Origin of the sequence: Jeotgalibacillus alimentarius, from assembly GCF_000829445.1 — a bacterium.
GTDB lineage: Bacteria > Bacillota > Bacilli > Bacillales > Jeotgalibacillaceae > Jeotgalibacillus > Jeotgalibacillus alimentarius.
In genome coordinates, this window is the sequence record NZ_JXRQ01000003.1 from 1 (window position 1) to 20,784 (window position 20,784).

Genomic DNA, 20,784 nt, shown 5'->3' on the forward strand with positions numbered 1-20,784 from the left:
TGGTAAGATCCCTGAAAGATGATCAGGTAGATAGGTTCGAGGTGGAAGCATGGTGACATGTGCAGCTGACGAATACTAATCGATCGAGGACTTAACCAATTAGGTGATTCTCGACAATCTCCTTACTTTGATGAACGTATCCAGTTTTGAAGGCGCGAGCCTTTCATAGTCTAGTGATGACAGCGAAGAGGTCACACCCGTTCCCATGCCGAACACGGAAGTTAAGCTCTTCAGCGCCGATGGTAGTTGGGGGTTTCCCCCTGTGAGAGTAGGACGTCGCTAGGCACTTTTAAAAAGTCTTTCCTTTAGGGGAAAGGCTTTTTTTGTGCGTGTAAAAGAGAAGGAAGGGCATGTAGGGCAAGGCCAGTGACCGAAGTGCATAAAGGGCAAAAGGCAGGAATCCTAAGTGCATCCAGTGCAAAGGGCCAAGATCCTAAGGGCATTATTGCAGGTATTAACTGAAACCAGACTATCCTTCTTACTAGATCAAACAGACACGCCGCCGAAGATTTCTTCAGCAAATAAGGCGTATTCCTTCAACACTTCATTTAATTCCCTCAGCAGATTGCATAATTCCTTCACCCGCCCCGCTCACTATGCCCGATCCCTCACTCACGATATTCACCCAAAAAGAGTAAACCTAATTAAAAATCGTTTGTTTTTTAATAAACAATAGTATAATATGTTTATTAATTGATAAACTTTTAAAGGAAGTGTTTGTGTTGAGTGAGTTGTTTTGGGAGGCTTCTGTGGAGGAGCTTGCGCATGGGGTGAAGTTTTTGGATGAAGCGTATCATTGTCTGGTTTGCGGTGAGCGCTTTATAAAGGGAGAAGTGTTTCAGGTTGACGGGCGGTTTTTTGAAGCTTACAAAGCAGCTGAGATGCATGTGAGAGCTGAACATGAGTCGATGTTTGTGTATTTGATGAATATGGATAAGAAGTATACGGGTTTGTCTGATCACCAGAAGGAATTGCTTTCTTATTTTATGCAGGGAGTTTCTGATAAGGAGGCGGCGAAGCAGATTGGCGGAAGCCCTTCGACGATTCGGAATCACCGGTTTAAGTTTAAGGAGAAGGAAAAGCAGGCGCGCGTGTTTTTAGCGTTAATGCAGTTGTTAAAAGAAGATGCCGGGCCGGAGAGTCTGGTTCAGATACACAGGGGGGCGACGATGGTGGATGAACGATATGCGATTACGACTGAAGAGCAGGAAAAGGTGTTGAAGACGTATTTTAAAGCAGATGGGACGCTGAGTCAGTTCCCGAGTAAGGAAAAGAAGAAGATTGTAGTGCTTCAGTATTTATTGAAAAAATTTGAGGCAGGGCAGCAATATACGGAAAAAGAAGTAAATGAAGTGATTAAGCAGGTATATGCTGACTTTGTGACGATTCGCCGTTATTTTATCGAATATGGTTTTATGGATAGGAATCAGGATGGCTCAGCTTACTGGATAAAAGGATAAAACGTATAGCGATAGCAGCATGTGAGAAGTTTGTTGATGAGTTTCCTTCACGTTTGCAGATAAAAAGAATAGGATAGAGAGATTACTTTTTATCCGCAGTGACCATACTGGTTGGTATGACATACTGCGAAGTGGAGGAAAGTGCATGAGACATTGCCGTGCTTGCGGAAGGCGATACAATCGGGCGATCCGCCTGTCATCAAAGTTTATCTGTGTCTGGTGTGAACAGTCATTGATTCAGTTGAAGCCTGAGGATCATGGGTATGACAGGTGGATACATTTGTTAAAAGACTAAAAGCCTGCTGAATTTGCAGGCTTTTTTTATTTGAAAATGATAATAATTTTAGTTGAACAGGGAGATGTCGTCATGAATATAGAGTGTACCCGGTTTAAGGTCAAGGAAGGTAAATCAGAACGTGTAGATGAATGGCTGGCCTTTTTAAAGATGAACATGAAGGATGTTTTAATCACGCTGGAAAATGAAAAAATGTATGTCGAAACCATATTCAGAGAGTATATAGACGGTAAAGAGTATTTGTACTGGTATTCCATACAGGGAGAAGGCGGTCTGGATGTGCAGGCCTCTAAACATTGGATAGACAACAAGCATTTGGCCTATTGGCATGAGTGTATAGATGATACATATCGACCGGTTGATCTAAAAACAGAAGTTGTGATGATTCCTGAAAAAATTCAGGAGCTTATGAGATAAGGTCTCCGGCCATGATACAATAAAGAAATGATTTCACTAAAGGAGAACACGATGAATCAAAATGAGAGACCGCTTGTGGAGGCGCTTGAAAATCATATGAATCAGAAGCCTGTGTCTTTTCATGTACCTGGTCATAAAAACGGGCTGGTGGGCAAGGTTGCAGGTCATTTTGGGGCATGGGACCAGACGGAGATCTCCGGACTTGATGATCTGCATGCGCCTGATGGGCCTATCGCAAAAGCGCAGGAACTGTTGGCTATGCATGCCGGGGCTTTTAAAAGCTATTTTCTGGTGAATGGTTCGACCACTGGTAATCTTGCGATGGTGATGGGGTTATGCGAGCCGGGCAGTCATTTGATTGTGGCAGGTAATGCGCACAAATCTGTGATGAACGCATGCCGCCTGGCGCGGGTAAAGCCTGTTTTTTTAACACCTGAAGTGCATACTGAATCTATGACACCGTCAGGAATTTCACCGGATTTGCTTAAAAAAGCAGTGGGTGAGTTTCCTGATGCGACAGCAGTGTTGCTGACTTATCCTTCCTATTACGGGCATACGGGTCAGATGAAGGAAGTGATTCAGCAGGCGAAGTCTCTCGGTCTTACTGTCCTTGTAGATGAAGCGCATGGTGCACATTTTTCACTACCGGGTCTTCCTGACTCATCTTTAAAAATGGGAGCGGATGTAGTCGTGCAGTCAGCGCATAAAACGCTTCCGGCTTTAACGATGGGTTCTTATTTACATATCAGGAATGATCAGATCAGACATCTGAAGGTTGAACAGCTGCTTCGTATGCTGCAGTCGAGCAGCCCGTCCTATCCGGTTATGGCGTCTCTGGACGATGCGAGGCATTATGCTGCAACCTATTCAAAAAAAGATGCCGCGTTTTTTAAAATGAAGCGTGCTGCTCTGATTACCAGGCTGCGTGACATCCCGCGGCTTAAAGTAATTGAACCGGAAGATCCGCTTAAGCTGCTGATTAGAATTGATGGCATGAGCGGACCGGATGTGCAGGCTGCCTGTGAAGAGCGAGGCATCTATGCAGAGCTTGCTGATCCACTGCAGGTACTGTGGATGCTGCCGCTTTTAAAAGTGGATGATGAGGTGGAGTGGGATTGCATCATTGAGTCGCTTAGTGAGATTGCAGGTACGGCCGAGTGGAAAGAGCAGCGTGAAATCTCTGCTTCATTTACCGAAGAGATCACGATATTATCAATGCAGGATACAGATCAGCTTCCGTCAATAGCCGTGTCGATTGATCAGGCTGTTGGAAAGATTGCGGCAGAGACCATGATTCCGTATCCACCAGGCATTCCGCTTGTTATCGCAGGAGAGACATTAACACAAAAGAAACTGTCATATCTTAAAGAGCTTGCTGCTCACGTACGTTTTCAGGGTGGTGCTCACTTAATAGATGGAAAGATCATGATTATCGAGGGGGAAGTCCATGAGTAAGGGATACTTTATTACGTTAGAAGGACCTGAAGGAGCAGGAAAAACGACTGCTGCTGTTGAAATAAAGAGAGAGCTGGAAGCGCTTGGCTATGATGTGATGCTGACGCGTGAGCCAGGTGGCATTAAGATTGCCGAAAAGATCAGAGAAGTGATTCTTGATCCGTCGCATACGGAGATGGACAGCCGGACTGAGGCACTGCTATATGCGGCAGCACGCAGGCAGCATTTAGCTGAAAAAGTCAGACCTGCACTTGAAGCAGGAAGAGTTGTGCTGTGTGACCGTTTCATTGACAGTTCACTTGCGTATCAGGGACATGCCAGAGGGCTTGGAATTGATGAAGTATGGAGTATTAATCAGTTTGCGATCGAATCAATGATGCCTGATTGCACGCTGTACTTTGATATTACCCCGGCAGATGGGCTGAAACGGATTGAACAGAATGCAGGCCGTGAAGTGAACCGTCTGGATCTTGAAGGAATGGCTTTTCATGAAAAGGTGTATGAGGGTTATCAGCTGGTACAGGCACGTTTTTCAGAAAGAATCCAGCGTATTGACGCTGCCCAGACGCTTGAGAAGGTCACGGAGGATGCCATCAGCGTACTGACAGACCACTTTAAAAAATCAGGATTTCAGTAATGTTTTCGTAAAAATGACGTATTGTTGATATAATAAAGACAGAACGATACTAATAGGAAGAGGGTGGAATGGATGAAACTTGTTGTCGCAATTGTGCAGGATCAGGATTCAAGCCGTTTATCAACTGCTTTGATGAAAAATAATTTCCGTGCAACGAAGCTTGCCAGTACGGGTGGATTTTTAAAGTCGGGTAATACGACATTTATGGTTGGTACTGAGGATGCGCGCGTTGATAAAGTATTAGAAGTCATTAATGACAGCTGCCGGTCAAGAGAACAGATGGTAGCCCCTGTCTCACCAATGGGAGGGAATGCGGATTCTTACATTCCTTATCCTGTCGAAGTCGAAGTTGGCGGAGCCACGGTATTTGTACTGCCGATTGAGCAGTTTCACCAATTTTAAAGTAGCGGAGTGGGATCATGAAAATTAACCGGGATTTACGCATTGGCGTTAATCAGCCAGGTAATAGTCCGCAGCCTCTGACAGGCACTCAGGCGAAGTTTGGGGAGCTTGTTGAAAAGCAGGATCAGAAGCTGCAGACAGAGCAATTGACGAGGTTGATGGGAGAAGTGACTGCAGCTGGAGACAGACTGGGCAGATCAAGAAACTTCAAGGATCTCGCAAAGTTCAAAATGCTTGTAAAGCGATTTGTAAAAGAAACAGTTGAATATGGAATGAATCTCAAGCAGTCCCATTCCTGGAACGAATTCGGTGAGGGACGGAAGCTGAGACTGGTGGAGACCATCGATGAGAAGCTTGCTGAACTGACTGAAAGTGTTCTGCATGGGGAAAAGGAATCAGTTGATGTACTCGATCAGATCGGTGAAATCAAAGGACTGCTCATTAATATATATACGTAGAAAAGAGAGATAACATGGCCGACATGCATCAGGAACTGGCATCGCGTCAGCCTGTCGCGATGAAAATGCTGCAGCAGAGCCTTCAGAAAAACCGTGTGGCACATGCGTATCTGTTTGAAGGCGGACGCGGCACAGGAAAAAAAGAGATGGCACTATTTCTGGCAAAAGGACTTTTTTGCAGGCAGCCTGACCACGGTATGCCCTGTCTCACTTGCGAACAGTGCACCAGGATTGATCAGGGTAACCATCCTGACGTTCATATGATTGAACCTGACGGGCAATCAGTGAAGAAGGAACAGGTAAAGCTATTGCAGGAGGAGTTCAGTAAAACAGGGATGGAATCAAAAAGAAAAGCTTATATTGTAAGCGGCGCTGACAAAATGACCGTTCAGGCAGCCAACTCATTATTGAAATTTCTTGAAGAGCCTCACCCATCCACGACAGCGATCCTGCTGACTGAGCAAATCCATCAGATGCTTCCGACTATACTTTCCAGGTGTCAGCACGTGTCTTTCCGTCCGTTGACACCTGTTTTGTTTAAAGAAAAGCTGATTTCAGAAGATGTTCATCCGACGATGGCCTCACTTGTGTCGAAATTAACGAACCAAGTGGATGAGGCAATTGAGATGAGTAATGATGAGTGGTTTGTACAAGCCAGAAAAATCATGTTAAAATTATACGAAGTGCTAAAGAATGATCCCTTTGAAGCCATGATCAGGGTTCAAAGTGACTATCTTCCGCATTTTAAAGAGAAATCACAAATTGACCAATCACTCGATTTGTTTCTTCTTATATATAAGGATCTCCTATATATCCAAACGGACAAGCATGATCACCTGTCGTACCCGGACTGGCTGGATACGTTTCGTACAGATGCGCTCCAGACGTCAGCGAATCAGCTTACTCACCAGCTGACAGTCATACTGGAAGCGAAAACACAGCTTCAGAGAAACATGAATACACAGCTGCTCATGGAACAGCTGATGCTTAAATTGCAGGGGGGATCTGCACTTGTATGAAGTAGTAGGCGTCCGTTTTAATAAAGCGGGCAAAATATATTATTTCGACCCGAACCAGCTTTCACTTGATATAGATGAATACGTGATTGTAGAAACGGTACGCGGTGTCGAATATGGTAAAATTGTCACTGAAGTCAAGAAAGTCGACAAGAATGACGTTGTGCTTCCACTGAAAAAAATCGTCCGTATTGCTGAACAGAAAGATCGTCTTTCGGTTCAGGAGAATAAGGAAGAAGCAGCACATGCTTATCAGGTGTGCTCCGATAAAATCAGTGAACACGACCTGGATATGAAGCTTGTTGACGTTGAGTATACATTCGATCGCAATAAAGTGATCTTTTATTTTACAGCAGATGGACGGGTTGATTTCAGAAATCTTGTAAAAGACCTGGCATCTGTTTTCAGAACAAGAATTGAGCTGCGTCAGATTGGCGTGCGTGACGAAGCGAAAATGCTTGGCGGTATCGGGCCATGCGGACGCATGCTGTGCTGCTCAACATTTCTTGGCGATTTTGAGCCGGTTTCAATTAAGATGGCAAAGGATCAGAATCTGTCTCTGAACCCGGCAAAAATTTCAGGACTATGCGGCCGTCTGATGTGCTGCCTGAAATATGAGAATGACGAATATGAAGCAGCAAAAGAAGAAATGCCTGACCTTGGTGCGTTTGTACAAACGCCTGAAGGAAAAGGTAAAGTGGTCGGCCTGAATATGCTTGAGCGCGTGCTGCAGATCGAAATGAAAGAGCAGGATCGTACGCTTGAGTATACGCTTGAAGAAATTATGAATCACGATATTGCGTCAATTCAAGCCACAGAGTAACGGGGTGGAGTTCGTGGATAAGAAGGAGTTCTTTGATTCAGTATCCAATATGGAGCAGCAGATTGGTCAGTTATACCAGCAGCTTGGCGAACTGAAGCATCATCTTGCTGACATGATGGAGGAGAATCATTCACTGCAGATTGAGAATGAACATTTACGCAGAAGACTTGAACAGCTCGGGAGTGAGACAGAAGCTCCTGCCGGCAGGGCTGATGCCGGAAAAGCTGCAGGTCCTAGTGCAGATGTTGGTGAAGGATACGATAATCTTGCCCGTCTTTATCATGAAGGTTTCCATATTTGTAATATTCATTTTGGAAGCCCGCGCAAGGATGAAGATTGCCTGTTCTGTCTGTCATTTTTAACGAAAAAATAAGGCTGGCATGTCGCCGCCTGATCTCCCTTAACCGGAGGCAGGCGGGCGTCCTGCCGGGCTTTTTTTGTGTAAAGTATTAAAGGAAAAGAGGATCGCAACATGCAATTAATTGGTGACGAGCGGCTGGATTATCTGCTGGCTGAAGATTTGAGAATTATACAAAGTCCATCTGTATTCTCGTTTTCCCTGGATGCTGTGCTGCTCGCGCGGTTTGTGCAGGTCCCGATCAGAAAAGGATCACTGATTGACCTTTGTTCAGGAAATGGCGTCATTCCACTCCTGATCAGTACAAGGACGAACGGCACAATTACAGGGGTCGAGATTCAGGAACGGCTTGCTGATATGGCGAATAGAAGCATTGATTATAATAACCTGAGCGGTCAGATTCAGATGATCTGTGAAGACTTAAATACGGTTTCGCCTAAGCTTGGTTATTCGAGGCATGATGTCGTGACGTGTAATCCTCCTTATTTTACAACGCCAGGCAAAGAAGAGCTGAATGAGAATGAACATCTGACGATTGCCCGCCACGAGATTATGTGTACGCTTGAAGATACAGTGCGCGTGACCAGCGGTTTATTAAAGCAGGGTGGGAAAGCTGCATTTGTGCACCGTCCCGGCAGGCTGCTTGATCTGATTACACTGATGAGACAGTATCGTCTTGAGCCGAAGCGCATTCAGTTCGTCTATCCGAAAGAAGGTAAAGAAGCCAATACGATTTTAGTGGAGGCTGCAAAAGATGGTAAACCTGACGTGAAAATTCTGCCGCCGCTTGTTGTATATAAAGATAACAATGAATATACAGATGACATGAAGGAGATTTTATATGGAAGCAGAGGCTAGCCATTTCTTCTATGTGCTGTTATGCCGGGATGGATCTTACTACGGCGGTTATACGATTGACCTGGAACGCCGGCTGTCTCAGCACAATGACGGCACGGCATCCAAATATACGAGAACGAGACGGCCTGTTGAAATGATTCATCATGAATCATTTACCTCTAAAAGAGAAGCCATGCAGGCAGAATACTGGTTCAAAAAGAAATCCCGGAGTCAAAAAGATCTGTATTTACAAGAAAGAGGTGAATAGATTGCATACACAAAAAAGTTTTCAGGATGCGGGTGCAGGCCGTCTGTATCTGGTGCCGACACCGATTGGGAATCTGGAGGATATGACATTCAGAGCGGTCAGCATCCTGAAGAAAGCAGACCTGATCGCAGCGGAAGATACGCGCAATACAAAAAATCTTTGCCGGCATTTTGAGATAGAGACGAAGCTTGTCAGTTATCATGAACATAATAAAGAAGAAAGTGGCCGCAAGCTGATGGCTGACCTTCATGAAGGAAAGCAGATTGCGCTTGTGACAGATGCGGGGACCCCATGTATTTCAGATCCGGGCTATGAGCTTGTGAAGCTGTGTGTGGAAGAAGGCGTGAATGTGGTGCCTCTGCCTGGTGCGAATGCAGCAGTCACCGCATTAATTGCTTCAGGACTAAAGCCGCAGCCTTTTTACTATTACGGTTTTTTACCGCGTCAGAAAAAAGAAAAACGTGAAGAATTAGCCTTTCTTTCAACCATTCCTGCAACGTTTATTCTGTACGAATCACCTCACAGGCTGAAAGAATCGTTAAAGGAAATGCAGGAGGCACTTGGGTCTGAGCGTCAGATGACGATTTCCCGGGAGCTGACAAAGAAATTTGAGGAGTTTGTACGGGGATCCATTGAGGAATGTCTTCAGTGGGCTGAAGAAAGTGAGCTGCGCGGTGAGTTCTGTCTGGTCATTGAAGGGGCGGAACGCGATAAGTGGCAGCAGGATGAAGAGATCTGGTGGTCTGAATTATCACTCACTGAGCATGTCGAACATTATATTCAGCAAAAGTCTATGACATCAAAAGCAGCCATTAAAGAAACGGCAAAAGACCGGGGAGTTCCGAAGCGGGACGTCTATCAGGATTATCATATTGATCATTAGGAGAAAAGATCGCGAACGCGGTCTTTTTTGGTTGCGGGCGTGGTTGTAGCGTTTTGGCTGGTGGTTGCTGTGTTTGGCGCTGCAGGTGTATGATACACCCGGGTTTGTTGCAGTGAGACGGGCTCCAGCTGTTGTGAGACAGTCCGCAGCTGCAGTGAATGAACCGCTCAGCCACCGCAACCGGCCTCGTGGACAATAAAAAAACTGCTCCACTATGGGAGCAGTGACCAATCTTATGAATTAAGCACCTTGCAGGTTGCTTTGGATTTCCTTAATGAGCATTTCAGCACCTTCACGGCTTAGTACAAGCTTTCCGCCTGCAAGCTTAAGGTTGTCATCTGACACTTCGCCAGTGATCTGGCAAGTCATGCTTGGCTTGTATTTCTTAAGGATGATTTTTTCGTCATCCACATAAATTTCAAGTGCATCTTTCTCAGCGATTCCAAGTGTGCGGCGAAGCTCGATTGGGATAACTACTCGTCCTAGTTCGTCTACCTTACGTACAATTCCTGTTGATTTCATGATTAAAAATCCCCTCTCATAGGTGTAATAATTTTTTATTTTTCTTTTTTCGTCAAGTTTCGACATTTTTCTCTCTGTTTTTATATCATACCAACGTTTCCCAAATCAGTCAATACATATTTTCTACCAAATGTGTTTAAAATAAATATGATAAAACCCTTTCATCCCAACACATACAGCACTTTGAAAATATTACCTTCTACATTATTCACTATATCATGTAATAACTGTAAGTGGCAATCATTTTATTTCGAATTCGAGTTAGTTCGTGTTTCGACAAAAGTTACATGCTCATTCGACAAAACTGGGGAGTTTTTACTGGGAGGGCTGCGCCGGTTGCATTCACTTCCTATTTCGGGTATATTTTTTTACATATGAAAACGCGTCAGAACTGAGTTTCTGGTGCTGATCGAGGAGGATAAACAGTGAGTCAGCCGAACAATACGTTTTATATTACTACCCCAATTTATTACCCGAGTGGCAAGCTCCATATCGGGCATGCTTATACAACAGTAGCAGGAGACGCGATGGCACGTTATAAGCGTCTGCGAGGATTTGATGTCATGTATTTAACTGGAACGGACGAGCATGGACAGAAAATCCAGGAGAAAGCAAAAGAGCAGGGTGTATCGCCACAGACCTACGTTGATGAGATTGTATCAGGTATTCAGGATCTTTGGAAAAAGATGGACATCTCTTATGATGATTTCATCCGTACAACAGAAGAACGCCATAAAACTGTTGTCGAAAAGATTTTTAAGCAGCTTTATGACCAGGGAGATATTTATCTTGGGGAATATGAGGGCTGGTATTCGATTCCTGATGAAACCTTTTACACTGAAACGCAGCTTGAAGATAAAGAGCTCGACAGTGAGGGCAATGTCATCGGCGGGAAAAGTCCTGACAGCGGCCATCCGGTTGAAAAAGTTCGTGAAGAATCATATTTCTTCCGTATGAGTAAATATGCAGACCGGCTAGTGAGGTATTATGAAGAAAACCCGGCATTCATTCAGCCTGAATCACGCAAAAATGAAATGCTGAACAACTTCATTAAACCGGGCCTTGAAGATCTGGCTGTGTCGAGAACGACATTTGACTGGGGTGTGAAAGTGCCTGGCGATCCGAAGCATGTTGTCTATGTATGGATTGACGCGCTGTCCAATTATATTACAGCACTTGGCTACGGATCTGAGCATGATGAGCGCTTCCGCCAGTTCTGGCCTGCCAATGTGCATTTAATGAGTAAAGAGATCGTACGTTTCCATACCATCTACTGGCCAATCATGCTGATGGCGCTTGACCTGCCGCTGCCAAAGCAGGTATTCGCACACGGCTGGCTGCTGATGAAAGACGGTAAAATGTCCAAGTCTAAAGGAAATGTAGTAGACCCGGTTACACTGATTGACCGTTACGGCCTTGATGCGCTTCGTTATTATCTGCTGCGTGAAGTGCCATTTGGTTCAGACGGGATCTTCACGCCTGAAGGCTTCGTTGAAAGAGTCAACTTTGACCTTGCCAATGACCTTGGGAACCTGCTGAATAGAACAGTGGCGATGATCAATAAATATTTCGATGGTGAAATTCCTGTGTATCAGGGGTCAGAAGGTCCTTTTGATAAAGAATTGCTTCAATTGAATGAAGAGACAGTAGAAAAATTCCAGGATTCAATGGAAAACATGGAATTCTCTGTGGCACTGGGGACAGTGTGGCAGCTCATCAGCCGTGCCAATAAATATATTGATGAAACGCAGCCATGGGTGCTGGCCAAAGATGAAGCTAAGAGAGAAGAACTTAGTAACGTGATGAACCACTTAGCAGAAACACTCAGACGTGTGGCAGTTCTGCTTCAGCCATTCATGACACAAACGCCTGGTAATATTCTTTCGCAGCTTCAGCTTGATGACACGCATCTGAAATGGGAGACGCTCGAACAATTCGGCGCGATCCCTGCAGGTACAAAAGTCGTTGCAAAAGGAGAGCCGATCTTCCCGCGTCTTGATGTGGAGGAAGAAGCAGCTTACATTAAAGAAAAAATGTCAGGCTCAGCACCTGCTGCAGAGCCGGTTGAGCTCGAAGAAGAAATCACGATTGATGACTTCATGAAAGTAGACCTGCGTGTCGCGACAGTGACAGGGTGTGAGCCGGTGAAAAAAACAGATAAGCTGTTAAAGCTCCAGCTGGATCTGGGCTTTGAAAAACGTCAGGTTGTCTCAGGGATCGCAAAGTTTTATGAGCCTGAAGATCTGATTGGTAGAAAGGTTGTCTGCGTGACAAACCTGAAGCCTGTGAAGCTTCGCGGAGAACTTTCCCAGGGAATGATACTGGCGGGGGAGAAAGATGGAGTCTTATCACTTGCACAAGTAGCAGAAAACCTGGAAAATGGGGCACGTGTTAAATAATTGATTGAAGAAGGGAGGATAGATGCCTCTCTTCTTTTTATGTTCAGAAAGGAATTGCATTAATTGGTTTCAATGTTTCTAATATGTCCTGAATATTACATTCGTGTAACGGACTATAACAATAGAAGAAACTCGTCATTTCTTGATTCACTTTTGTGCATCTGGGCTGAAATTACCAATAAATCATCCTTTATCTAATTCATTATATCGGAATAGGCATTTTTACTAAGGAATGCTTTATTTTTAGGGTGTCATAATAAAAATTACTTTTAAATTAATATTATTTGCAAAGGAACACATCAATCATCATTAATGTGTATTTTAATCTGATTGTTAATTTGTTAATAGATTGTTACATGACTGTGATGTATGACATATGGTTTTTTAATACACTAAATTTGCTGTGAAGGAGAGGATACAATGTTATTCGATACACACGTTCATTTAAACGCAGATCAGTTTGAAGAAGATCTTGATGAGGTGATACAGCGCGCGAAAGAAAATGATGTTGAATGGATGACTGTCGTCGGCTTTGACAGAAAGACGATTAACAAAGCGATGGAGCTCGCGGAAGCGCACTCATTCATTTATGCAGCAATCGGCTGGCACCCTGTCGATGCAATTGATATGACAGATGAAGACCTGGCCTGGATCGAGGAGTTAACTGCTCATCCAAAAGTCGTTGCGATTGGTGAAACAGGACTTGATTATCACTGGGACAAGTCGCCTCATGACGTCCAGCAGGAGGCCTTCAGAAAGCAGATTCAGCTGGCGAAGAAAGTGAAACTTCCAATTGTCATTCATAATCGTGAAGCCACCCAGGATGTTGTCGATATTCTGAGAGAAGAAAACGCTGAAGAAGTTGGCGGGATTATGCACTGTTACAGCGGCAGCGTCGAGATTGCCAAACAGTGCGTGGACATGAATTTTATGATTTCCCTCGGTGGACCTGTCACATTTAAAAATGCAAAGAAACCGAAAGAGGTTGCTGAAGAGATTGATCTTGAGCACTTACTGATTGAAACAGATGCACCGTTTTTAGCGCCGCATCCCAACCGTGGAAAGCGTAATGAGCCTGCTTATGTCAAGCTTGTGGCGGAGCAGATTGCAGCGTTAAAAGGTATTTCATACGAGGAAGTTGGAAAACGTACGACAGAAAACGCAAAAAAAATTTTTCAGCTGAAATAAATAAGATCAGGCATGGCATAAAAACAGGACCGTTTGTGCGACACCTTTTGCGTTCATACCGGGGCGGGTTGTCGATAAAAAAGCCTTTTCAGGCAGGACAAGCGTCTGCATAATTGGGACATATCTCACCCTGCGCAGGGAAAATTATCTCGAATTCGAAGGTTGACAATCTGTCACTATAGTCTTTATAATCACTCGGAGTAAAGGAGGAGTTTTTCATGCAATCAGAAAATAACATGAAAAACCTGTTTCCAAAGTCTATGAGTAAGAGGAACTGGGTCTATACGTTTGTTACTTTAACAGTATTTGTTTTAGTAATTGGTTTCCTTTTTCAGGAAGGTATGAAGAAAACTGTAGCCCTTACCTTAAATGGTGAAGAGCAACTGGTACGCACAAACGCTGCGACTGTTGAAGATATATTTGCAGAAATGGATATGGATTTACACTCAGAGGACTATTTATACCCCTCTGGCGATACGGAGATCTATCACGATATGACCGTACGCTGGAGACCGGCGAAACAGGTGTCATTTGATTTAGGCGGGGAAACGCTTGAAATGATGACCAACGCACGTACTGTAGGAGAATTCCTGCGAAGAGAACAACTTGAAGTAAGTGACGAAGACAAGCTGTCTCACGCTTTGAATGAAAGCATTGAGGAAGATATGACCATTTCCCTTGAAAAAGCTTTCGCATGGACGCTTGTGAATGGAACTGACAAAGAAGAGGTTTGGTCGACTTCGATCACCGTCGCTGACTTTTTAAAACAGCATGAAATTGAGCTGGATCAAGATGATCGCGTAGAACCATCTGAAGACACTATGTTGACGGAGGGCGCTACTGTTAAGATCGTCCACGTTGATAAGGTCACCGATGTGGTGGAAGAAACCAAGGACTTCAGTGTGGAACAAAAAGATGACAATACATTAGCCCAGGGTACTGAAAAGGTAGTTCAGGAAGGCGAAGAAGGTCTCATTGAAAAAACATATGAAGTCGTAAAAGAAAACGGAAAAGAAGTTTCCCGTGATCTGAAAGAAGAAAAGGTTGTAAAGGAAAGCAAAAATAAAGTTGTGGCAGTAGGAACGAAGAAGCCGGTTGTTGCGAGCGTTCCACGTGAAACAACGACTAAAACTGCTGCGTCATCATCGTCAGCAACAGCATCTTCACAGCCCGTGCAGACTGCATCATCATCAGCACCAACCGGCCGTGAAATGACGATGTCATCAACCGCTTATACTGCTTCTTGTACAGGATGTTCAGGGATTACAGCGACAGGTATCAATCTGCTGGCAAACCCTGGCATGAAAGTAATCGCTGTGGATCCATCAGTGATTCCGCTCGGTTCAAGAGTATATGTTGAAGGATATGGCTATGCAATTGCCGGAGATACTGGCGGCGCAATTAAAGGAAATAAGATTGATATCTTTATCCCGGACCGCGCTTCAGCTCTTGCATGGGGAAGCAGAACCGTAAAAGTAACAGTGATGCCATAAGTGGCTACTTAAAAACAGAGAGCACGTTCTCTCTGTTTTTTGTGCGTTCAAAAACAATTTCAGCTATAATGAACCACAGAAACCATTTCGGAGGAAAACATGAAACTTAAAGAAATTATTGTGGTGGAAGGCAGAGACGATACAACTGCAGTCAAAAGAGCAGTAGACGCTGACACGATTGAAACAAACGGTTCAGCTGTTTCTGAAAAAACGCTTGAAAAAATCCGTCACGCCCAGGAAAAAAGAGGCGTCATTATTTTAACTGATCCGGATTATCCGGGCCAGCGGATCAGACAGATTGTGCAGGAAGCGGTACCGGGGTGCAGGCACGCTTTTGTCGAAAAGCATGATGCTCTGCGTAAAACAGGCCGGGGTCTTGGCGTAGAACACGCTTCTCCTGAAGTGATCCGTCAGGCACTGAAAGATGCTCACCTGATGACAGTGGAGCCTGTTGAATTAATTACTAAGGAAGACCTTGTGACAGCAGGCCTGATTGGCGGACCGAAAGCCAAAGCACGCAGGGAAAAACTTGGTGCTGCTTTAAAGATCGGTTACGTGAATGGGAAGCAGCTGTATAATAGATTAATGATGTTTGAAATAACAAAAGAAGATTTCGCTCAGGCGCTGACGCGTATTTTACAGGAGGAAGAGCATGAATAAAGATATTGCAACACCAGCACGCACGAAGGAAATTATGCAAAAGTACGGTTTTTCTTTTAAGAAAAGTCTCGGACAGAACTTTCTGATCGACCCGAATATTCTCCAGAATATCGTCGGACATGCCGGCCTGACAAAAGAGCACGGGGCGATAGAAATTGGTCCCGGTATTGGTGCGCTGACAGAACATCTTGCACGTGCTTCAAAAAAGGTAGTCGCTTTTGAAATTGACCAGCGTCTGCTTCCGATCCTGGATGATACGTTATCGCCGTATGACAACATTCATATCCGTCATTCTGATGTCTTGAAAGCTGATGTGAGACAGATGATGGAAGCGGAGTTTGCTGATATCAAAGACATCATGGTTGTTGCGAACCTGCCTTATTACGTGACGACACCGATTATCCTGAAGCTTTTAATGGAAGACCTGCCAATCAAAGGTCTTGTTGTCATGCTTCAAAAAGAAGTGGCAGACCGTATTGCAGCAAAACCTGGGACTAAAAATTACGGCTCGCTTTCAATCGCGATTCAGTATTACACGGAAGCCTCAACTGTCATGATTGTGCCAAAAACAGTCTTTATCCCACAGCCGAATGTAGATTCAGCCGTGATTAAATTAGTAAAGCGTGAAAAGCCGCCTGTTGAGGTTACAGATGAAGATTTCTTCTTCACCGTGACGCGCTCTTCATTTGCACAAAGAAGAAAAACGATTTTAAACAACCTGACCAGCCAGCTGCCGGATGGAAAGGCAAAGAAAGAAGACATTTTAAAAGCGCTTGAACAGGCAGGGATTGAGCCTCAAAGACGTGGGGAAAGTCTCTCAATTCCTGAATTCGCAGATCTTGCAAACGCGCTTTATCCATACTTTTCATAAAAAGAACTCCGGTTGTGATACCGGAGTTTTTTTTATAGCCTGCTCCTGCTCCCGGTTTAGACAGGGCATTCACCCTTCACCTTGCCAGTGCATATAGTGGAGTCATGGGCCTGCAGAGGAGGGGGAGCGGAAGTGGAATGGATTAATCAGCTTGTTGGACGTATATCCTATAACTGTGATGTCGTATTTGTTGTCGCGGCAGTTGAAGAGCGGGAGAGTGGCTCTTACGCCATTTTATACGGCCGGGATATCCGGCTGGTTGCAGATGCCCCGCTCAAAGATCTGCAGCTTCTCGATGAAGACCGTCTGGCTGAAGCCGATCAGCAGATCAAGGAAATGAAAGCGAACCGGGCGAAAACTTCAGCTGATGCAGAAAAAGAGTCCGGCACACTTTCATTCCATTTGCCGGGACGTGTGCTGCATCTTGATGGAGATGAACGTTATCTAAAGAAGTGCCTTAAAATCTATAAGGATGCAAATGTGCCCCATATAGGTGTGCACTGCCCTGAGAAAGAGATGCCTGACCGTATTCAGGAGCTGATTCTCCGCTATCAGCCCCAGATCCTCGTCTTAACAGGACACGACGCCTATTTACCGGCTCAGGGTAAAAAAAGTGATCTGCAGGCTTACAGACACTCTTCCTCATTTGTTCAGGCTGTAAAAAACGCACGTAAAATCCTGCCGTACCTCGATCAGCTGGTGATTTTTGCAGGCGCATGCCAGTCCCATTTTGAATCACTGATTTATGCGGGAGCGAATCTGGCCAGCTCTCCGCTGCGTGTGAACATTCATGCACTTGACCCCGCATATGCAGCAAGTGTCATCAGTTATACCTCTATTCATTCAATGTTCAACGTTGAAAATATCCTGCCCCACACCCTCGCTGATGAAAATGGAATTGGCGGAATTGAAACGCGCGGCGTGTTAAGAACAGGCATGCCTTACAAGAAAGAAATGTATACAGAGACACAAAACGACAGCAAATAAGCACTTTGACGGAATAAAAACATTGACATCCACTAAAGAGAATTGATAAAATAAATATTTTATTTGACCAAAACGTAATATTTTGGTATACTAATGTCAGTGAGGTGGAAGCGGAATGCCAAAAACGTTAGCTGATATTAAGAAAGCACTTGATGTGAATCTTGGAAAACGTCTATTGTTAAAAGCCAATGGTGGAAGACGCAAGACAATTGAGCGTTCAGGAGTTTTGACTGAAACATATCCATCAATTTTCATTGTGGAACTGGATCAGGACGAAAATGCTTTTGAGCGGGTATCGTATAGCTACACCGATGTACTGACTGAAGCTGTAGAACTGACTTTTATTGAAGAAGGTTCTGAAGCAGCAAGCGTAAGTTAATGAAATCATAATGATTTTTCTATGGGCGGTCTGCCCGGTTAATTGTCAATCAGTTAACCGGGCAGACCGCCTTTTTGTTATGGTGAAAAAACATAGTGTGTGAACTGATATGTGTCTGAACCATTATCTGGATGGAATATATTGCTCAACTTGAAGCAGATTATAGAGGCATGACCAAAAAGGGGATGCCAAAGATGAGCAGAAGAAGAGGCGTAATGTCAGATCAGCTCAAGGAAGAAATCGCCAGAGAACTCGGGATTTATGATACGATTCAGCAGGAAGGCTGGGGCGGAATCAAGTCCCGGGATGCCGGTAACATGGTCAAACAGGCTATTCAGATGGCAGAGCGTCAGCTGAGAGAGCAGTCTGATCAGCGTTAACCGTGGTACATGCAAAGGAGAATCGTCCGGCTGAGGCCGGGCGGTTTTTGGGTTGGCCGGGAGCGGTTGTGTGGGTGTGGCGCTGGCTGGTTATATGTATCACCTTTTGGGTTTTATCTATGACCTATTGGTTTAATTCCATCATCTTTTTGGATATTCAACCATTTTGCTGTGTGTCCCTCATAAATCTAACAGCTTTTAGCGTTTATCTATCACCTTTCAAATTATTCCATCACCTTTTCGCTTAATTCGGCCCGCTCGTCCGTAACCTCCCCAATACAGATAAGTCCACCGCATACGCCCCTAAACGGGCGCTTCCACTTTTCGTGAGATCCAGTTCCAGCAGGCAGGTCCTCGAGTCATAAGCCACGGTGAGAAAATGGGGAAGGTCGCCCATTTCTCTCACCGCGTCTTATGCTGTCGGAGCTAAACGCCCACTTCCACTTTTCGGTGATCCAGTTTCAGCGCCCAGCCCCTCGGGTCATAAGCCACAAAGCGGTAAACGGGAAAGGTCGCCCGTTTTCCGCTTCGCGTCTTATGCCTGTCGGGCCTAAACGGGCGCTTCCACTTTTCAATAGATCCAGTTCCAGCAGGCAGGGGCTAGTGCGGTTCCCTCGGTTCCTTAAGATAAGTCAACATCGGCTCACTTCGTTCGCCGTGTTTCCTTTATCTCAATCCACCTCAGTCCACCGCATACGCCCCTAAACGGGCGCTTCCACTTTTCGGTGTTTATTGCTACAATAACTTCAATGACTTGAAGGAAGATTGAGGTGTGTGGATTGATGATGATGGTGAAAGCTCCGGCGAAGATTAATCTTTCGCTGGATGTGCTCCATAAGAGGCCTGATGGGTTTCATGAGGTGGAGATGGTCATGACGACTGTGGATCTGGCTGACCGCATTGAGCTGAAGGAAACAAAAGGCACGCGGATCCGGATTATCTCGCATGACCGTTTTGTACCGAGTGATCACAGGAACCTGGCTTACAAAGCGGCGGACAAGCTGCAGAGAAAGTATAACGTGAAAAAAGGCGTTGATATTACGATTCATAAGCAGATTCCGGTGGCTGCGGGTCTTGCGGGCGGCAGCAGTGATGCAGCCGGTACGCTGAAAGGGCTGAATGAATTGTGGACGCTTAATCTGTCAGCGGACGAGCTGGCTGAGGTCGGATCAGAGATCGGTTCTGATGTGGCGTTTTGTATTTATGGTGGAACGGCACTTGCGACGGGACGGGGCGAGCAGATTCAGGAGCTTCCTGCACCGCCAAAGTGCTGGGTCGTGCTGGCGAAGCCTTCAATCGGAGTTTCAACAGCAGATATCTACCAGAATCTGAAGCTTGATCAGGTGAAACATCCGGATACAGCTAAAATGGTACAGGCGATCGAAGAGGGAGATTATCAGGGGGTTTGTGAGAACCTTGGTAACGCGCTCGAGTCTGTTACGCTTCAGCTATATCCGGAAGTGAAGCAGATTAAAGATCAGATGCAGCGGTTCGGTGCGGATGCTGTATTAATGAGTGGAAGCGGGCCGACTGTTTTTGGGCTTGTGCAGTATGAATCCAAAGTTCATCGTGTTGTAAACGGATTGCGTGGTTTTTGTGACCAGGTATTTGCAGTGAGGATACTTGGGAGCCGGGCACCTCTTGCTTAAAAACGTACGATAATGATATAGTTACTATACATTATTCGGGTTTTGGGAGGTTGCTCACCGCATGAAAATTAAACGAAGTGAACGCCTGATTGATATGACGCATTATTTATCTGAACATCCACGCGAGCTTGTATCGCTTACTTTTTTCGCGGAACGTTATGCTTCAGCTAAATCATCAATCAGTGAAGATTTAGTCATTGTGAAGGAAACGTTTGAGAACAGAGGAATCGGCACTTTACAGACAGTGCCTGGTGCAGCTGGCGGTGTGCGGTTTATTCCGGGCGTCAGAAAAGATCAGGCAGAAGAAGCGCTTAGCGTATTATCTGAGCAGGTAAGCAGATCTGACAGGTTATTGCCGGGCGGCTACTTATTCATGACGGATATTCTCGGTGACATCCACCTCATGAATCACGTTGGAAAGCTGTTTGCAGGAGCGTTTGCCAATGAGCAGATCGACCTCGTGATGACAGTAGCGACTAAAGGCATCGGGATTGCTCATGCAGCTGCCCGTTACCTTGGTGTGCCGGTAGTCGTTGCAAGGCGTGACAGTAAAGTAACGGAAGGCTCCACTGTCAGCATTAACTATGTTTCAGGTTCATCTAAAAGGATTCAGACAATGGTCTTATCCAAAAGAAGCGTCAAACAGGGGGCAAGAGTCCTGATTGTTGACGACTTTATGAAAGCCGGCGGGACAGCAGCAGGCATGAAAAATCTACTTGAAGAGTTTTCAGCAACTGTCGCAGGAGTTGGTATTTTTATCGAATCCGAACAGGAAGCCGGAGAAGAGCGTCTTGTAGAAGATTATATCTCGCTTCTGAAATTAAGAAGCGTGGACGAAAAAGGTAAAACCATTCAAATCGAAACCGGCAACTACTTTGACCGCGTCTCATCCTTTTTAAAACAATAGCTATGTTAAAGAACGATGTTGTTTTAGCACAGCTGGTGAT

24 protein-coding genes and 2 rRNA genes are annotated in these 20,784 nt (G+C 45.0%); 25 read left to right on the forward strand and 1 reads right to left on the reverse strand.

Going from position 1 to position 20,784, the window contains the following annotated elements; translation table 11 throughout:
- From KP77_RS00140 to rsmI, 15 genes are all read left to right on the forward strand, one after another.
- Window positions 1–99: ribosomal RNA gene (locus KP77_RS00140) — 23S ribosomal RNA — on the forward strand; the annotation flags it as partial.
- 70 nt (window positions 100–169) lie between these two features.
- Window positions 170–285: ribosomal RNA gene (gene rrf, locus KP77_RS00145) — 5S ribosomal RNA — on the forward strand.
- 428 nt (window positions 286–713) lie between these two features.
- Window positions 714–1,460, forward strand: coding sequence for a DUF2087 domain-containing protein (locus KP77_RS00150; RefSeq protein WP_041120752.1), 747 nt, complete (start codon window positions 714–716; stop codon window positions 1,458–1,460).
- 145 nt (window positions 1,461–1,605) lie between these two features.
- On the forward strand, window positions 1,606–1,755 hold the full coding sequence (locus tag KP77_RS18600) for a sigma factor G inhibitor Gin (RefSeq protein WP_084218530.1): 150 nt from the start codon (window positions 1,606–1,608) through the stop codon (window positions 1,753–1,755).
- 72 nt (window positions 1,756–1,827) lie between these two features.
- Window positions 1,828–2,172, forward strand: a complete 345-nt coding sequence (locus tag KP77_RS00155; protein WP_041120753.1) for a DUF6176 family protein — start codon at window positions 1,828–1,830, stop codon at window positions 2,170–2,172.
- A 51-nt stretch (window positions 2,173–2,223) separates the two neighbouring features.
- Window positions 2,224–3,627, forward strand: a complete 1,404-nt coding sequence (locus KP77_RS00160) for an aminotransferase class I/II-fold pyridoxal phosphate-dependent enzyme (protein WP_041120754.1) — start codon at window positions 2,224–2,226, stop codon at window positions 3,625–3,627.
- Complete coding sequence (gene tmk / locus KP77_RS00165) at window positions 3,620–4,264, forward strand: dTMP kinase (RefSeq protein WP_041120755.1); 645 nt, start codon at window positions 3,620–3,622, stop codon at window positions 4,262–4,264. Before KP77_RS00160 ends, tmk begins: the two co-directional genes overlap by 8 nt.
- A gap of 72 nt (window positions 4,265–4,336) precedes the next feature.
- Window positions 4,337–4,666, forward strand: coding sequence for a cyclic-di-AMP receptor (locus KP77_RS00170; protein WP_041120756.1), 330 nt, complete (start codon window positions 4,337–4,339; stop codon window positions 4,664–4,666).
- Between the two features lie 17 nt (window positions 4,667–4,683).
- Window positions 4,684–5,124, forward strand: coding sequence for a YaaR family protein (locus KP77_RS00175; protein WP_041120757.1), 441 nt, complete (start codon window positions 4,684–4,686; stop codon window positions 5,122–5,124).
- A gap of 14 nt (window positions 5,125–5,138) precedes the next feature.
- The gene (gene holB / locus KP77_RS00180) at window positions 5,139–6,143 is read left to right on the forward strand and encodes a DNA polymerase III subunit delta' (RefSeq protein ID WP_041120758.1); all 1,005 of its coding nucleotides are present in this window, start codon (window positions 5,139–5,141) and stop codon (window positions 6,141–6,143) included.
- Window positions 6,136–6,963 carry a PSP1 domain-containing protein gene (locus KP77_RS00185; RefSeq protein ID WP_041120759.1) on the forward strand — a complete coding sequence of 276 codons (828 nt, stop codon included), beginning with the start codon at window positions 6,136–6,138 and terminating at the stop codon, window positions 6,961–6,963. The genes holB and KP77_RS00185 overlap by 8 nt, the downstream gene beginning before the upstream one ends.
- Window positions 6,964–6,976: 13 nt before the next feature.
- Window positions 6,977–7,336 carry a DNA replication initiation control protein YabA gene (gene yabA, locus KP77_RS00190; RefSeq protein WP_041120760.1) on the forward strand — a complete coding sequence of 120 codons (360 nt, stop codon included), beginning with the start codon at window positions 6,977–6,979 and terminating at the stop codon, window positions 7,334–7,336.
- Window positions 7,337–7,435: 99 nt separating this feature from the next.
- Window positions 7,436–8,179, forward strand: a complete 744-nt coding sequence (locus tag KP77_RS00195) for a tRNA1(Val) (adenine(37)-N6)-methyltransferase (protein ID WP_041120761.1) — start codon at window positions 7,436–7,438, stop codon at window positions 8,177–8,179.
- A complete protein-coding gene (locus tag KP77_RS00200) occupies window positions 8,163–8,426 on the forward strand; it encodes a GIY-YIG nuclease family protein (RefSeq protein WP_041120762.1) in 264 nt (87 codons plus the stop codon). The genes KP77_RS00195 and KP77_RS00200 overlap by 17 nt, the downstream gene beginning before the upstream one ends.
- Window positions 8,419–9,309, forward strand: coding sequence for a 16S rRNA (cytidine(1402)-2'-O)-methyltransferase (gene rsmI / locus KP77_RS00205; RefSeq protein WP_041120763.1), 891 nt, complete (start codon window positions 8,419–8,421; stop codon window positions 9,307–9,309). The genes KP77_RS00200 and rsmI overlap by 8 nt, the downstream gene beginning before the upstream one ends.
- 240 nt (window positions 9,310–9,549) lie before the next feature.
- On the opposite strand, the gene KP77_RS00210 is transcribed toward rsmI, so the two are convergent.
- Window positions 9,550–9,831, reverse strand: a complete 282-nt coding sequence (locus KP77_RS00210; RefSeq protein WP_039806138.1) for an AbrB/MazE/SpoVT family DNA-binding domain-containing protein — start codon at window positions 9,829–9,831, stop codon at window positions 9,550–9,552.
- 425 nt (window positions 9,832–10,256) lie between these two features.
- On the opposite strand from KP77_RS00210, the gene metG reads away from it, so the two are divergent.
- The 10 genes from metG (at window position 10,257) to purR (ending at window position 20,744) form a co-directional block, all read left to right on the forward strand.
- Window positions 10,257–12,230, forward strand: a complete 1,974-nt coding sequence (gene metG / locus KP77_RS00215; RefSeq protein WP_041120764.1) for a methionine--tRNA ligase — start codon at window positions 10,257–10,259, stop codon at window positions 12,228–12,230.
- A gap of 420 nt (window positions 12,231–12,650) precedes the next feature.
- Window positions 12,651–13,418 (forward strand): TatD family hydrolase, encoded by a 768-nt coding sequence (locus tag KP77_RS00220; protein WP_041120765.1) that lies wholly within the window; start codon window positions 12,651–12,653, stop codon window positions 13,416–13,418.
- Between the two features lie 218 nt (window positions 13,419–13,636).
- Window positions 13,637–14,911 (forward strand): G5 and 3D domain-containing protein, encoded by a 1,275-nt coding sequence (locus KP77_RS00225; protein ID WP_052473886.1) that lies wholly within the window; start codon window positions 13,637–13,639, stop codon window positions 14,909–14,911.
- Between the two features lie 99 nt (window positions 14,912–15,010).
- Window positions 15,011–15,571: a ribonuclease M5 gene (gene rnmV, locus KP77_RS00230; protein ID WP_041120766.1), complete on the forward strand. Its 561-nt coding sequence runs from the start codon at window positions 15,011–15,013 to the stop codon at window positions 15,569–15,571.
- Entirely contained in the window at window positions 15,564–16,442 is an 879-nt protein-coding gene (gene rsmA / locus KP77_RS00235) for a 16S rRNA (adenine(1518)-N(6)/adenine(1519)-N(6))-dimethyltransferase RsmA (protein ID WP_041120767.1), read from the forward strand. The genes rnmV and rsmA overlap by 8 nt, the downstream gene beginning before the upstream one ends.
- 132 nt (window positions 16,443–16,574) lie before the next feature.
- Window positions 16,575–17,429 (forward strand): sporulation peptidase YabG, encoded by an 855-nt coding sequence (gene yabG, locus KP77_RS00240; RefSeq protein WP_041120768.1) that lies wholly within the window; start codon window positions 16,575–16,577, stop codon window positions 17,427–17,429.
- A 115-nt stretch (window positions 17,430–17,544) separates the two neighbouring features.
- Entirely contained in the window at window positions 17,545–17,808 is a 264-nt protein-coding gene (gene veg, locus KP77_RS00245; protein WP_041120769.1) for a biofilm formation stimulator Veg, read from the forward strand.
- A gap of 194 nt (window positions 17,809–18,002) precedes the next feature.
- Window positions 18,003–18,188: an alpha/beta-type small acid-soluble spore protein gene (locus KP77_RS00250; protein ID WP_041120770.1), complete on the forward strand. Its 186-nt coding sequence runs from the start codon at window positions 18,003–18,005 to the stop codon at window positions 18,186–18,188.
- A 779-nt stretch (window positions 18,189–18,967) separates the two neighbouring features.
- Window positions 18,968–19,837: a 4-(cytidine 5'-diphospho)-2-C-methyl-D-erythritol kinase gene (ispE, locus tag KP77_RS00255; protein ID WP_084218536.1), complete on the forward strand. Its 870-nt coding sequence runs from the start codon at window positions 18,968–18,970 to the stop codon at window positions 19,835–19,837.
- 61 nt (window positions 19,838–19,898) lie between these two features.
- Entirely contained in the window at window positions 19,899–20,744 is an 846-nt protein-coding gene (gene purR, locus KP77_RS00260; protein ID WP_041120772.1) for a pur operon repressor, read from the forward strand.
- Window positions 20,745–20,784 lie beyond the last annotated feature (40 nt).